Source organism: Curtobacterium poinsettiae (assembly GCF_047226435.1).
GTDB classification, from domain to species: Bacteria; Actinomycetota; Actinomycetes; order Actinomycetales; family Microbacteriaceae; genus Curtobacterium; species Curtobacterium poinsettiae.
The window spans coordinates 2442915-2457252 of sequence record NZ_CP178434.1; the positions used below are offsets into that span (position 1 = coordinate 2442915).

The 14338-nt window shown below is 70.7% G+C and carries 13 protein-coding genes and 1 pseudogene; 8 read left to right on the top strand and 6 right to left on the bottom strand.

From position 1 onward, the window contains the following. Nucleotides 1–80: 80 nt before the first annotated feature. The 6 genes from ACL00U_RS11420 to ptsP form a co-directional block, all read right to left on the bottom strand. On the bottom strand, nucleotides 81–626 hold the full coding sequence (locus tag ACL00U_RS11420) for a DUF805 domain-containing protein (protein ID WP_017888732.1): 546 nt from the start codon (nucleotides 624–626) through the stop codon (nucleotides 81–83). A 103-nt stretch (nucleotides 627–729) separates the two neighbouring features. Further along, entirely contained in the window at nucleotides 730–1662 is a 933-nt protein-coding gene (locus ACL00U_RS11425) for a quinone oxidoreductase family protein (protein WP_412873410.1), read from the bottom strand. Between the two features lie 90 nt (nucleotides 1663–1752). Continuing rightward, on the bottom strand, nucleotides 1753–2910 hold the full coding sequence (locus ACL00U_RS11430) for a mannitol-1-phosphate 5-dehydrogenase (protein ID WP_140448910.1): 1158 nt from the start codon (nucleotides 2908–2910) through the stop codon (nucleotides 1753–1755). Further along, nucleotides 2907–3344, bottom strand: a complete 438-nt coding sequence (locus ACL00U_RS11435; RefSeq protein WP_017888729.1) for a PTS sugar transporter subunit IIA — start codon at nucleotides 3342–3344, stop codon at nucleotides 2907–2909. The genes ACL00U_RS11430 and ACL00U_RS11435 overlap by 4 nt, the downstream gene beginning before the upstream one ends. 88 nt (nucleotides 3345–3432) lie before the next feature. Further along, on the bottom strand, nucleotides 3433–4980 hold the full coding sequence (locus tag ACL00U_RS11440; protein ID WP_071251839.1) for a PTS mannitol transporter subunit IICB: 1548 nt from the start codon (nucleotides 4978–4980) through the stop codon (nucleotides 3433–3435). A gap of 67 nt (nucleotides 4981–5047) precedes the next feature. Further along, nucleotides 5048–6706 (bottom strand): phosphoenolpyruvate--protein phosphotransferase, encoded by a 1659-nt coding sequence (gene ptsP, locus ACL00U_RS11445; protein WP_412873411.1) that lies wholly within the window; start codon nucleotides 6704–6706, stop codon nucleotides 5048–5050. Between the two features lie 251 nt (nucleotides 6707–6957). On the opposite strand from ptsP, the gene ACL00U_RS11450 reads away from it, so the two are divergent. The 8 genes and pseudogenes from ACL00U_RS11450 to ACL00U_RS11485 all read left to right on the top strand — a co-directional run bounded on the left by ACL00U_RS11450 (nucleotide 6958) and on the right by ACL00U_RS11485 (nucleotide 14079). After that, nucleotides 6958–7728, top strand: coding sequence for a DeoR/GlpR family DNA-binding transcription regulator (locus tag ACL00U_RS11450; RefSeq protein ID WP_017888726.1), 771 nt, complete (start codon nucleotides 6958–6960; stop codon nucleotides 7726–7728). A 69-nt stretch (nucleotides 7729–7797) separates the two neighbouring features. Next, entirely contained in the window at nucleotides 7798–8070 is a 273-nt protein-coding gene (locus tag ACL00U_RS11455; protein ID WP_017888725.1) for an HPr family phosphocarrier protein, read from the top strand. Nucleotides 8071–8198: 128 nt separating this feature from the next. Beyond that, the gene (locus ACL00U_RS11460; protein ID WP_412873412.1) at nucleotides 8199–9041 is read left to right on the top strand and encodes an exodeoxyribonuclease III; all 843 of its coding nucleotides are present in this window, start codon (nucleotides 8199–8201) and stop codon (nucleotides 9039–9041) included. Nucleotides 9042–9082: 41 nt separating this feature from the next. Next, on the top strand, nucleotides 9083–10093 hold the full coding sequence (trpS, locus tag ACL00U_RS11465) for a tryptophan--tRNA ligase (protein WP_071251841.1): 1011 nt from the start codon (nucleotides 9083–9085) through the stop codon (nucleotides 10091–10093). Between the two features lie 2 nt (nucleotides 10094–10095). After that, nucleotides 10096–10650: a GNAT family N-acetyltransferase gene (locus tag ACL00U_RS11470; protein WP_052481769.1), complete on the top strand. Its 555-nt coding sequence runs from the start codon at nucleotides 10096–10098 to the stop codon at nucleotides 10648–10650. A 91-nt stretch (nucleotides 10651–10741) separates the two neighbouring features. Then, the gene (gene ribD / locus ACL00U_RS11475) at nucleotides 10742–11821 is read left to right on the top strand and encodes a bifunctional diaminohydroxyphosphoribosylaminopyrimidine deaminase/5-amino-6-(5-phosphoribosylamino)uracil reductase RibD (protein ID WP_307360291.1); all 1080 of its coding nucleotides are present in this window, start codon (nucleotides 10742–10744) and stop codon (nucleotides 11819–11821) included. A gap of 29 nt (nucleotides 11822–11850) precedes the next feature. After that, nucleotides 11851–12480: pseudogene (gene ribA / locus ACL00U_RS11480) on the top strand (GTP cyclohydrolase II); the annotation flags it as partial. 219 nt (nucleotides 12481–12699) lie between these two features. Beyond that, entirely contained in the window at nucleotides 12700–14079 is a 1380-nt protein-coding gene (locus tag ACL00U_RS11485; protein WP_412873413.1) for an MFS transporter, read from the top strand. Nucleotides 14080–14338: the final 259 nt, after the last annotated feature.

Sequence of the window (14338 nt, forward strand, 5' to 3'; positions counted from 1 at the left end):
GGTCCCCCTCGAGTGTTGGCTGATGTACACGTCCGAGTCAACCAGAACTCCCGAGCGGGCGGCAGGGCCGATCCGCCGCGCTACCCCTGCTGCGGCCGGTCGTACTGCTGCCCCTGCGGGTTCGTCGACATCAGGCCGATGATCAACGAGAACAGGATGCCGATGGGCGGGATGATGAAGAACAGCGCGAACATGCCGCTGAGGTTCACGTCGTGCAGCCGGCGTACGGTCAACGCGATGAACCCGAGGGCGCAGGCGAGGCTCCAGAGGCTGCCGAGTCCATCCGAGCCGTCGTTGACGAACGGCAACACGTCGAACCCGCTGCCGATGATGCCGGCGGCAGCCGACCCGATCAGGTACCACAGCGCCCAGAACCAGTACTCCGACTGGCTGGCCCGACCGTCGAAGCGCACGTACTTCTTCCAGAACCGCAGGAACGCCTGGGGGAAGGGGATGCCGTACCAGGGCGCCCAGAGCGGCGGCTCGGATCTCCCACCACTCGGCTGACCCGGACCGGGCTGCCCGTACTGCCCTGGAGGCTGCTGACCCGGCTGCCCCCACGGCTGCTGGCCGGACTGACCCGGCTGCTGCCCGTACGGGTCCCTGGGTGGGTACTGGTCACTCATGCGTGCGTTCCTTCCGGCGCGGGCTGTCGGTCCACACAGAGTGTGGCACTCCCCCGAGCCGGCGAGCGTCATCCGCGGGGACGACACCCGGCTCGGTCTCGCGTCAGGGCAGGAGGGCGAGCTTGCCGCCGGGGTGCCCGGACTCCAGCAACTCCGCCGCCGCCTTCGCCTCGGACAACGGGAACGTCCGCGCGACCGGGACCTCGAGCCCTCCGGCACCGGCGCGGTCGATGAGCCGCTGCCGCACCGAGTCCCGGAACGCCTTGCTGGCCGGCTGCGCCCCACCCACGGCGGCGATGCCGTCCGATGCGGCCCGCGCCTGCGCGGCGATCGTCACGATCCGTGACCGGTCCGCGACCAACGCGAGCGAGACGTCGACGGCCTCGTCGGTGCCGACGCAGTCCAGTGCCACGTCGATGCCGGAGGGGGCGAGATCACGGACACGCGCCTCCAGGCCGTCGCCGTACGCGACCCATTCGCCACCGAAGCGTCGCACGACGTCCGCACCACGCTGCGACGCGGTGCCGATGACGCGCGTGCCCAGCAGCCGCAGCTGCTGGAGCAGGCTGACGCCGACCGCGCCCGAGGCGCCGTGCACCAGGACGGTGTCGCGCCCCTCGGCGCGGGTGACGCGGAGCATGTCGGCGGCGGTCGAGCCGGCGAGGAGCAGGTTGGCGGCCTCCGCGAAACCGAGCGCGGCGGGCTTCGCGAAGACGTCGGCCGCGGGCACCGTGACCGACTCGGCCCAGCCGCCGCTGATGCGGAAGGCGAGGACCTCGTCGCCGACCGCTCCCCCGCCGGACGCGATCTCGGTGTCGGGGCCGACGGCGGACAGGACACCGGCGACCTCGTACCCGACGGCGATCGGCAGGTCCGCGGGGTCTCCCTGGCGGGTGTGCTTCGTGTCAGCAGGGTTCATGCCGGCGGCGCGGACGGCGATCGTGACCTCGCCGGGACCGGGCGCCGGCACCTCGGTGTCGACGTACTCCAGGACTTCGCTGCCGCCGAACCGTGGGGCCACCCAGTGCTTCGTCATGCGGGCGACGCTACGCGTCGCGGCCCCGGGACGGACGGGAGGCCCGTCACCAGCTGGTGACGGGCCTCCCGTTCGTCGGTGCTGACGTCGTCAGGCGCGTGCGGACCGGATCCGGTCGGCGAACGCGGCGTGCAGCGGGTGCTCCGCACCGAGACCGGTGATCTGCGTGGCCACGTCGGCGTCCGACGTGTCCGATGCGAGGAGAGCCTGCAGTTCGAGGCTCTGTTCGTCGTCCGCGACGTCGAAGCGGAGCGCAGCGGCCATCGCGTCGAGCAGCGCGGTCGGTTCGGTGCCGTCTTCGGCCAGCGCTGCGGCGGGCGAGACGAACCGCTCGTCACGCGACAACTTGCGGAGCGGCTGTCGGCCGACGCGGGTCACCGTGTCGGGCAGGTGCGGGTTCTCGAACCGGCCGATGATCGCCTGCACGTAGGCGCGGTGCACCTCGGGGTCGAGCTCGTGCCGGCGGACCAGCAGATCGCTCGTCTCAGCGAGCACGGACTCGAGCTCGGAGCGCACGGCGGGGATCGCGATGGCGTCCGAGATCTTGTCGGCCCCGGCGACGAAGCCGTGGTACGCGACGGTGGCGTGTCCGGTGTTCACCGTGAAGAGCTTGCGCTCGATCGAGGCGGCGAGGCCGTCGACGTAGTGCGCGCCGGGGATCTCCGGCTCGTTCCCACCGAACGGTGTGCGGTCGATGGCCCACTCGAAGTAGGTCTCCACGGTCACGTCGAGTCCGCCGCCCTCGGGCTGCGCGGGCACGATGCGGTCGACGGCGGTGTTCGCGAACACGGCCTTCGCCAGGGCGGCGTCGCGGCCGTCCTCGGGCAGGGCAGCGACGATGAACTCGCGCAGGCGGTCCGTGGCGTTCAGGGCGTTCTCGCACGCCATCACGGCGATCGGTGCGGCGTCCGCGTCACGGGCGACCAGCGCGCGTGCGATGACCGGGGCGATGAACTTCAGGACGTTCGGGCCGACGGCGCACGTGACGATCGCGGCCGTCGCGATCTCGGCGACCACGCCGTCCTCGTCCTGCGCGCTGTTCAGTGCGCGGAAGTCCGTGACCTCGTGGTCCTGGGCGCCGGACCCGACCTCGTGCACGGTGTACGAGTCGGCTGCGGCCAGGGCGTCGATGAGCGGGGCGGCGACGTCGGCGAAGACGACCTCGTACCCGGCCTGGTGGAGCAGGAGCCCGACGAAGCCACGGCCGATGTTGCCGGCGCCGAAGTGGACGGCGGTGCTGGTGCTCACTCGTTGACCTCGCCGAGGATCGCCAGGATCGCGGCGGTGTCGGCGGCGTCGGTGAGCTTCTGGACCTCGTCCTCGTCGGAGAACACGATCGCGATCTTCGACAGGATGTCGAGGTGCTCGTTGTTCACGCCGGCGATGCCGACGACGAAGCGCACGGGGTTGCCGTCCCAGTCGATCGGGCTGGCGTAACGGATGAACGACAGGGCGGACGACTTGATGGCGTCCTTCGCGTCGTTGGTGCCGTGCGGGATCGCGAGGAAGTTGCCCATGTAGGTGGACACGCTCTTCTCGCGCTCGAGCATCGCCGGGTAGTAGTCGGCCGTGACCGCGCCCGCAGCTTCGAGGATCTCGGCCGCCTCCTTCATCGCCTCCGACTTGGTCGGCGCGGTGTCCTCGGTGTGGATGCGGATCTGGCTCTCCTGCAGGACGGGCATCGGGGGTTCTCCTTGTGTTGAGGACGTGATGGAGGGGACGGGTCAGCCCCGTCCCCTCCGATACTGCACTTCGTTACTGGTTGTGGCGTTACTGGTTCTTCAGCTGCTCGACGACCTGGTCGTACTGCGGCGCGTTCATGAAGTTGCCGACCGACACGTGCTGCGCGTTCGGGTTCTTCTGCTTCGCACGGTCCGTCAGCTCTTCCTGCGTGATGATCAGGTCCTCGTCACCGGACAGGTTCGCGATCGCCTTGTTGGAGACCGTGACCCCTTCGATGCCCGCCTTCTTGATCTTGTTGCGCAGGACGCTGGCGCCCATGGCGCTGGAGCCCATGCCGGCGTCGCAGGCGAAGACCAGGTTCTGGACCTTCGTCGCCGTCGCCGTGCTCGCCGAGCCGACGCCGCCGAGGGAGGCCTCGGCCTCTTCCTCGTTGGCCGGGGAGTTGTTGCCGAGCAGGCCGGCGGTCGCGGAGTTGACGTCGCGGCCCTTGTTGGCCTGGAGCTTCGCCATCGCGGCGCTCATGTCGCCGTCGTTGCCCATCTCGCGGTCACGCTTGCGGGTGGCGAGGAGGAAGAACGACGCGACCGCGAACGTGACTGCCGCGGACAGGACGACCGACAGGATGACGCCGAGGAAACTGTCCCGCGGCGTGTTCAGGAACACCGCGAAGATCGACCCGGGGGACGCAGGTGCCGTCAGGCCGGAGTTGAAGATGACGTTCGTCAGCACGCCCGTGCCGCCACCGAGGATCACCGCGATGAACATGACCGGCTTCTGCAGCACGTACGGGAAGTAGATCTCGTGGATGCCGCCGAAGAACTGGATGATGATCGCGCCGGGGGCGGTCGAACGAGCGATGCCGACACCGAAGATGGTGAACGCCAGCAGCAGGCCGAGGCCGGGGCCGGGGTTCGCCTCGAGCAGGAACAGGATCGACTTGCCCGACTCCTTGACCTGGTCCACGCCGAGCTGGTCGAGCACGCCGTGGTTGATCGCGTTGTTGAGGAAGAACACCTTCGCCGGCTCGATGAAGACGCTCGCGAGCGGGAGCAGGGAGTGGTTGATCAGGAACTCGACGGCTGCACCCAGTGCGGTCGCGATCCCGGTGAAGACCTTCGACAGCCAGAAGAACCCGGCCAGGAACAACCCGAACCCGAGGATGCCGGCGGCGTAGTTGTTGACCAGCATCTCGAAGCCCGGCTTGATCTTGCCGTCCCAGAGACGGTCCAGCTGCTTGATGATGTACGCACCGAGCGGCCCGCAGATCATCGCACCGAGGATCATCGTCGAGTCGGAGCCGAGGATGACGCCCATCGCGAAGATCGAGCCGACGACTGCACCGCGGGTTTCGTAGACCATGCGGCCACCCTGGAACGCGATCGCGAGCGGGATGAGGTACGTCAGGATCGGGCCGACGACACCCACGACACTGCCGTCGCGGGACCCGCCGAGGGCTGCGACCGGCGTCCAGCCGTCCGGGATGAAGAAGGCCGTGATGATGCCCCACGCGATGAAGATCGCGATGTTGGGCATGACCATGCCGGAGAGGAACGTGCCGAACTTCTGAACGGCGACGCGTGCGCCGCCCCGCGACTTCGCGGGTGCGTCGGGCGCTGCAACGGACGACGTTGTCATGTGCGGTGACTTTCTGTGTGGTGGAGCTGCTGCGTGGTGCTGGGAGGGTGGTGCTGGGAGTGGTGGGTCAGGCGGCGTGCACCGCGGACGCGGCAGCGGACTTCGCGGCCGCCGCCGTGCTCGCGGCGAGTGCCGCCGTCGCCATCTCGCGGGCCTGTTCGAGCGTGTAGCGACCGAGTTCGGCGCGCACGTCGGCCAGGGCCGCGGGGGTCATGGAGAGGGTGGTGGCGCCGAGACCGACCAGGACGACGGCGAGCAGCGGGTCGGCTGCTGCCTCGCCGCAGATCCCGACGGGCTTGCCGGCGGTCGCGCCCGCGGTGCCGAGCTGCGCGACGAGGCGCAGGACGGCGGGGTGCCACGGGTCCTGGTAGGACGCGACGGTGCCGAGCATGCGGTCGGCGGCCATCGTGTACTGGGTCAGGTCGTTCGTGCCGATCGACACGAAGTCGGCGGTCTGGAACACCTGGTCGGCCATCAGCGCGAGCGACGGCACCTCGGCCATGACGCCCGCGGTGCGGATGCCCAGCTCACGCGCCAGGGTGACGAAGTACTCGGTCTCCTCAGCGTCGGCGACCATCGGGGCCATCACCCACAGGTCGGCCTCGGTCGCGGCGTCGGCCTGGGCGAGCGCGGTGAGCTGGTCGCGCAGGACCTCGGGGTGGTTCCGCAGGGCACGGAGACCGCGGCGCCCGAGGGCGGGGTTCTCCTCGTCCTTGTCGGTGAGGAACGGCAGCGGCTTGTCGGCGCCGGCGTCGAGCGCACGCACGACCACCTTCTTGCCGGGGAACGCCGCGAGGAGCTGGCGGTACGACTCGGTCTGCTCGTCGACCGTGGGGGCCTTGGGCGAGTCGAGGAAGAGGAACTCGGTGCGGAAGAGCCCCACGCCCTCCGCACCGAGAGCAACGGCGCCGGCGGCGTCGGCGGGGCTGCCGAGGTTCGCGAGCAGGGGCACGACGTGGCCGTCGGCGAGGGCACCGGCGGTGAGCGGTGCCGCTGCGGCGGCGAGGCGGTCGGCGATGCGGCGCTCGACGTCCGCGACCAGTGCGGCGTCGGGGTCGGTCACGACCGTGCCGGCGATGGCGTCGACCACGACGGACTGGCCGTCGACCAGGTCGTCCGCACCGGTCACACCGACGATTGCGGTGATGCCCTTGGCACGGGCGAGGATGGCGGTGTGCGAGGTCGGGCCGCCGTCACGGGTGACGAGCGCCAGGACCTTGTCGAGGTCGAGCAGGGCGGTGTCGGCCGGTGCGAGGTCGCGGGCGACGAGGACGAAAGGGGTGTCCGACTCGGGGACACCGGGGGCGTGCACGCCGCGGAGCTTGGCGATGATGCGCTGGGCGACGTCGTCGAGGTCGGCCGCGCGCTCCCCCATGTAGCCGCCCATGCCGACGAGCAGGTCGCGGAACTGTGCGAAGGCCTCGTACACGGCACGCTCGGCGTTCGTGCCGCCGTCGATGCGGGCGTGCACGTCGTCGAGCAGCGTCGGGTCCTGCGCCATCAGCGCCTGGGCCTCGAGCACGGCCTGGGCGTCGCCACCGGCGAGCTGTCCGCGCTTGTTGAGGTCGTCCGCCACGGCGGCGAGTGCGTCGTGCACGGCCTGCTTCGCGTCGTCCGCAGAACCCACCAGGGCATCCTTCGACGGTTCGCCGAGCGGGTCAGCCATCCGGAGCACGGGGCCGTGGGCGACGCCACGGCCGACGCCGGTGCCGAGCAGTTCGGACATTCGAGACTCCTTCATCTCACACGCGCTTGCGGTGGGGTGGATCGTTCGGTGCACGCGGCACGGGAACAGACCACGCCCGTGCGGCTGATCAGCACACTACCCCGATCAGCGTTGACAAACAAACACATCCGGGGATAAAAATACAGAAACAGATGCCCGTTTGCGTCTGGCGGATCGACCGACGGCACCGACATCACGGATGTCGCGCCCGAACATGTCCGTTCCGTTCCGACCCGAGACGACGAGGTCCGATGTACGCACCAGAACGCCACCAGCGCATCGTCGAGCAGGCGCGCGCGCAGGGCCGGGTGGACGTCAAGGACCTGGCCGAGCTGCTCGCCGTCACGCCCGAGACCATCCGCCGCGACCTGACGAGCCTCGAGCGCCGCGGCCTCGTCCGGCGCGCGCACGGCGGGGCGATCCCGGTCGAGCGCATCACCCTGCACCCCGGCGTCGGTGACCGCGGCGGCATCAACCAGACCGAGAAGATGGTCATCGCCGAGGCCGCCCTGGCGGAACTGCCCGAGAACGGCTCGATCATGATCGACGCCGGCACCTCGACCATCTGCCTGGCCGAGATGCTCCCGACCGACCGCGGCCTGACGGTCGTCACGCACTCGCTGCCGGTCGCCACCGCCGTCGCGAACCGCCCGGGCCTCGACCTGCACCTGCTCGGCGGCAACATCCGCAGCGACTCGCTGGCCGGCGTCGGCACGTGGACGCACCAGCTCATCGGCATGGTCAGCGTCGACGTCGCCTTCATCAGCATCAACGGCATCACGCCGGAGCGCGGCCTGACGACCCACAACGTGGCCGAGGCCGCCGTGAAGAGCGCGATGATCAAGTCCGCACGGCGGAGCATCCTGCTCGCCGACCACACCAAGTTCGGCCGCGAGGAGTTCGGACGCGTCGCCCCGCTCGCCGCGATCGACACGATCATCACCGACCCCGCCGTCAACCTCGACCTGGTCCGCGAGGTCGAGGCCGCCGGCACCGAGGTCTTCTGGCCCGGCCGAGCCTGACCGTGCCCCGTTCCCGCCCACCCAGCGCTCGCTAGCATGAGCCAACCACCCGTCGACAGGAGTACATCGATGTCCGAAGCCACCCGCACCGTGACCGTCGCCAGCGCATCCGGCCTGCACGCTCGCCCCGCCTCCCTCTTCGTCCAGACCGTGACGGCGTCGGGGCACCAGGTCACGATCGCCAAGGGCGACAAGTCCGGGAACGCCGGCAGCATCCTCGCCCTGCTCGGACTCGGCATCGAGCACGGCGACGAGGTCACCCTCACCGTCTCGGGCGACGACGCCGAGACCACCGCGGACAGCCTGGTCGAGTTCCTCGGGACGGACCACGACGCGGCCTGATCGCGCAGGTCGCGTCCTGCACGCGACCACCAGACGGACGGGAGGCACGGTGCCAGCTGGCACCGTGCCTCCCGTCCGTCCGTCGGGGGCGTCCAGGGCTGTCGGCACCCGCCGATAAGGTGTTCTGCATGACACGCCTGCGCCTCGCATCCGTCAACGTGAACGGCGTCCGCGCCGCCTTCCGCAAGGGCATGGGCGACTGGCTCGCCACCCGTGACGTCGACGTGCTGGCCCTGCAGGAAGTGCGCGCGTCGAGCGACGACCTGACGGCGCTGCTCGGCGACGAGTGGGACATCGTGCACGACCCGGCGACCGCGAAGGGTCGCGCCGGCGTGGCCATCGCGTCCCGACACTCGGCGCAGATCCACCGCGTCGCGCTCGGACCGGACGACTTCGACTCCGCCGGCCGGTGGCTCGAAGCCGACTACGAGATCGACGGCACCACCGTGACCGTCGTCTCGACGTACGTGCACTCGGGCGAGGTCGACACCCCCAAGCAGGACGAGAAGTGGAAGTTCCTCGACGCGATGACCGAGCGGCTGCCCGCACTCCGGGCGCACAACCCGCTCGCGGTCGTCGTCGGTGACCTGAACGTCGGGCACGACCAGCGCGACATCAAGAACTGGAAGGGCAACGTCAAGCGTGCCGGCTTCCTGCCGCGCGAGCGTGCCTACTTCTCGCGGTTCTTCGGTGCCGACGGCGAGCCCGTCGAGGGCGCCGACGGCTCCACGGGTCCCGGCCTCGGGTGGGTCGACGTGGGGCGCGCCCAGGCCGGTGACGTCGACGGGCCGTTCACGTGGTGGTCGTGGCGCGGTCAGGCCTTCGACAACGACACGGGCTGGCGCATCGACTACCAGATGGCGACGCCCGACCTGGCCGCGAAGGTCACGGAGTACACGGTCGACCGCGCTGCGGCGTACGACCAGCGATGGTCCGACCACGCCCCCGTGGTCGTCGACTACGAACTCTGACCTCTCTTCTCTCGCTTCACCTGACGCACCGGAGCACCACCATGACCAAGACCCGCATCTTCTCGGGCATCCAGCCGTCCGCCGGCTCGCTGCACCTCGGCAACTACGTCGGGGCACTCATGCAGTGGAGGACTCTGCTCGACGACTACGACGCCATCTACTGCGTCGTCGACATGCACGCGATCACGTCCCCGCAGGACCCTGCCGAGCTCCGTGCGAACACCCGGGCCACGGCCGCGCAGTACATCGCGTCGGGCATCGACCCGTCGAAGGCGACGCTGTTCGTGCAGTCCCACGTCCCCGCACACGCCGAGCTCGCCTGGGTGCTGAACACCCTGACCGGCTTCGGCGAGGCGAGCCGGATGACCCAGTTCAAGGACAAGTCGGCGCGCCAGGGCGCCGAGGCGGCGTCGGTCGGGCTCTTCACCTACCCGATCCTGATGGCCGCCGACATCCTGCTGTACGACACCAAGGTCGTGCCGGTCGGTGACGACCAGCGACAGCACGTCGAGCTGACCCGCGACCTGGCCGGACGCTTCAACTCGCGGTTCGGCGACACCTTCGTCACGCCCGAGGCGCGGATCCTGACCGAGACCGCGCGCATCTACGACCTGCAGGACCCGACCAGCAAGATGAGCAAGTCCGCAGCGTCGGAGAACGGCCTCATCCGCCTGCTCGACGACCCGAAGCGCACCGCGAAGAAGATCAAGTCGGCCGTCACCGACGACGAGCGCGAGATCCGGGCCGACCGCCAGGCCAAGCCCGGTGTGACGAACCTGCTGTCGATCCTGTCGGCGTTCACCGGCACGTCGATCGCCGCGCTCGAGGAGTCGTTCGCCGGCAAGGGCTACGGCGACCTGAAGGGCGAGGTGGCCGACGCCGTCGTGGCCGAGCTCGAACCGGTCCGCGCCCGCACGCTCGAACTGCTCGACGACCCGGCCGAGCTCGACCGCCTGCTCGCCGTCGGTGCCGACCGTGCCGAGTCCATCGCGCAGGACACCCTGGCCCGCGTCTACGACCGCATCGGGTTCGTCCCGCGGTCGCGCGGCTGAGCGTGCAGCCCGTCACGCTCGAGTCGGCGCGCGTCCGGCTCGACCTGCCCACCCGCGCCGACACCGCGGCGATCACCGAAGCCTGCCAGGACCCGGAGATCGTCCGGTGGACCACGGTCCCGAACCCGTACCGCGAACAGGACGCCCGCACCTTCGTCGACGCGCTCGTCGGCCCGGGCTGGGCCTCGGACCGTGAGTACACCTGGGCGATCAGGCCCGCCGGCTCGACGTGGCTCGCGGGCATCATCAGCTACCGCACCGCCGGCCGCGACCTCGGGTTCTGGCTCGCGCCGTCCGCGCGCGGCGCCGGGATCATGCACGACGCCGTCCGGCTCGTCGTCGACTGGGCGCTCGAGCAGGGCGCCCCGGACGTCTACTGGGAGTGCTACGAGGGCAACACGGCGTCGGCGGCTGTCGCCCGTGCGGCCGGGTTCTCGTACACGGGCCGCGGCGAAGCCCGTGTGCCGGACCGGGACGGGGGCCCCACGGCGGCGTGGACGGCGCTCCGACGCGCCGACGGCGCACCTGCCTCCGACCTCCCGTGGCCCGTCGTCTGAACACGCTCACAACCATGGTGACGCGTCACCCGAATGCCGCCGGTAGGCTCGGCCCGTGAGCGACACGGCACGACCCACCGAGGTCCGAGCGATGCGCCGCGGGCTCGAACTCGCGGCCCTCGGACCCGCTGTCGGCGACCACGCACGCGTCGGCGCGGTGATCCTGTCCCCCACCGGCGAGGTCCTCGCCGAGGGCTGGCACAAGGGTGCCGGGACCCCGCACGCCGAGGTCGACGCGATGGCCAAGGTCGACCCGGCGCTGCTCCGCGGCGCGACAGCGGTCGTCACCCTCGAGCCCTGCAACCACGTCGGTCGCACCGGCCCCTGTGCCGTGGCACTGCTCGACGCCGGAGTCGCCCGGGTCGTGTACGCGATCGACGACCCCGGAGCCGACGTGCACGGCGGCGCCGACCGACTGCGCGCAGCGGGGGTCCAGGTCGTCTCCGGGGTCCTGGCCGACCAGGCCGAAGCGTTCCTCGAACGGTGGCTCCTGTCGGTGCGGCTCGGTCGCCCGTGGGTCACCGTGAAGTGGGCGTCCAGCCTCGACGGGCGTGCCGCCGCTGCCGACGGCACGAGCAAGTGGATCACCGGCGCCGCCGCCCGCCAGCACGTCCACGAGCAGCGTGCCGCCCACGACGCGATCCTCGTCGGCACCGGCACCGTCCTGGCGGACGACCCGAGTCTGACCGCCCGCGGCGACGCCGGCGAGCTGCTCGCCGACCAGCCGCTCGCCGTGGTGCTCGGCGACCGCCCGGTGCCCGACGACGCCGCGGTCCGCCGGCACCCGCGCGGACTCACCGCCCTGCCCGGACACGACCTGGCCACGTCGCTCGGAGCCCTGCGTGGGCACGGCGTGCACTCGGTGTTCGTCGAAGGGGGTCCGACGGTCGCCTCGGCGCTGATCGCCGCCGGACTCGTGGACGAGTACCTCGTGTACATCGCCCCGGTCCTGCTCGGCGGTCCCCGAGTGGCCCTCGGCGACCTGGGCGTGGGAAGCATCTCCGACCGTCGCCGGTTGGACGTACTATCGACCACCAGCCTCGGCCCCGACCTGCTGGTCCGAGCCCGGCCGCAGCGGACACAGCACCACGACCACCAGCTGCAGCGGCAGCACGACGCGACATCCGGGCTCGGGAACGACGGGCCCACGAACGACCGGAGCACCACATGACCGACGCGCTGACCTCGCCCACGCCGGGGAGCCCAGTCCACTTCGAGGTGTCCACGAACGTGCCGACCACCCACGGCACCTTCCAGATGCGCGCCTACCGCGACCTCGTCACGAGCGCGGAGCACGTCGCCATCATCGGCGCCCTGCCCGACGGCTCGCTGCCCGCCGACGGCGCGCTCGTCCGCGTGCACTCCGAGTGCCTGACCGGCGAGGCCTTCGGCTCGCTGAAGTGCGAGTGCGGCCCCCAGCTCGACGCGGCGCTCGACACCATCGCGGCCGAGGGCGGCGTGGTGATCTACCTGCGCGGGCACGAGGGCCGCGGCATCGGTCTCATCAACAAGCTCAAGGCCTACCGCCTGCAGGAAGACGGTCTCGACACGCTCGACGCCAACCTCGCGCTCGGGCTGCCTGCGGACTCCCGTGCCTACGGCGGTGCCGCGGGCATCCTCGCCGACCTCGGCATCACCCGCGTCCGGCTGCTGTCGAACAACCCCGAGAAGCGCCGCCAGCTCGAGGAGCACGGCATCACCGTCGACTCCCTCGTGCCGCTCGTCGTCGGCATCTCGGCGCAGAACGCCGGGTACCTCGACACCAAGCGCGACCGGATGGGCCACCAGCTGCCCGAGCACCTCGAAGCCGGGGCCGGCGCCGGCGCCTGAGCGCGCACGGGCAACGGACGGCCGCGACCAGCTGACTCTGGGCTGATTCGCAGCCAGACGACATCTGTCGTATGATCGGGCTTCCGTCACAAGCGGTCCCCCTCAGCCGAACGCACCCGATCGGCGCCCGCGCCACCCCGCGCGAACCGATCGGTGTCCGCCGTCCGGACCCTCGTGCTCTCCCCCGGGAGCACGCAGCACGGAAGACCCCGCCCTGTCATGACCGCCGCTCCGGCACCCGCAACGCCCACCTCCGCTCCGGCCCCCGCCGGCAACCCGCGCTCCCGCGTCGTCATCGCCAGCCTCGTCGGCACGTCGATCGAGTTCTACGACTTCTACGTCTACGCGACCGCCGCGGTGCTCGTCTTCCCCACGCTGTTCTTCCCCAACGAGGACCCGACGGCCTCGCAGCTGTCGTCGTTCGTCACCTTCGCCCTGGCGTTCTTCGCCCGGCCGGTCGGGTCGATCATCTTCGGGCACTTCGGTGACCGGATCGGCCGCAAGACCACCCTCGTCGCGTCGCTGCTCGTGATGGGCACGGCCACGTTCCTGATCGGCTGCCTGCCGACGTTCGACACCATCGGGGTGTGGGCTCCGGTCCTGCTCGCCGTGATGCGCTTCACCCAGGGCGTCGGCCTCGGCGGCGAGTGGTCCGGTGCGGCGCTGCTCGCGACCGAGAACGCGCCGAAGGGCAAGCGCGGCGTGTTCGGCTCGATGCCGCAGCTCGGTGCCCCCATCGGCTTCCTGCTCGCGAACGGCCTGTTCATCGCCATCAACGCGGCGATGCCCGCCAGTGCCGACGGCACCCCGAACGCCGACTTCCAGGCGTGGGGCTGGCGCATCCCGTTCCTGCTGTCCGCGGTGCTCGTCATCATCGGTCTGTACGTGCGGTTCAAGCTCGTCGAGTCGCCGGTGTTCCGCGGGGTGCAGGAGTCCGGCACGGTCGCGAAGGTCCCGCTCGGCCGGGTGTTCCGCACCTCGTCGAAGGCCGTCATCGTCGGCACCTTCGGCATGGTCGCCACCTACGTGCTCTTCTACTTCCTGACGACGTTCACCCTGCAGTACGGCACCACCGGCACCGTGAACAGTGCGCTCGTGCCGAAGGTCGGTCTCGGGTACTCCCGCGGTGAGTTCCTGACGCTGCTGATGATCGGCGTCGTGTTCTTCGGGATCTTCACGCCGATCGCGGGCCTGCTCGCCGACCGGTTCGGCCGCCGCAAGACCCTCATCCCGACCACGATCGGCATCGCGCTGTTCGGCCTGACGTTCCAGTTCTGGTTCGCGGCGTCGAGCGGGCCGATCACGGTGGTGACGTTCCTCATCGTGGGGCTCTCCCTGATGGGTCTGACCTTCGGCCCGATGGGTGCGCTGCTGCCCGAGCTGTTCCCGACGAACGTCCGGTACACCGGCTCGGCCATCGCCTACAACGTCGCGTCGATCCTCGGTGCGTCGCTCGCGCCGACGGTCGCGCTGGCGCTCTGGCGGCCGGACGGCGACATCTTCCTCGTCGGCCTGTACCTGACGATCGCCGCGGTCGTGACGCTGGTCGCGCTGCTCTTCGTGCGCGAGACGAAGTCGAAGGACATCGCCGACGCCTGATCGGCGACCACCTGAGGGACGGGAGGCCCCCGCTCAGCAGCGACGCGAAGCGTTGCGCGAGGTGCGCCGACCGAGCCTGCGAGGGAGGGATGTCAGCTGGCACCGGGCCTCCCGTCCGTCGCGTGCGTGCCTCGCGCCCCGCGCAACACGCCGTCGTACCGGCAAGGCGCCGCAAGCCCGCCGAGACGCCGCCGAATCCGGCGGCGTCTCGCGCGAGTGACGGCGTCGAACGAAGACGCCGGCGTCTGCGCACCGCACC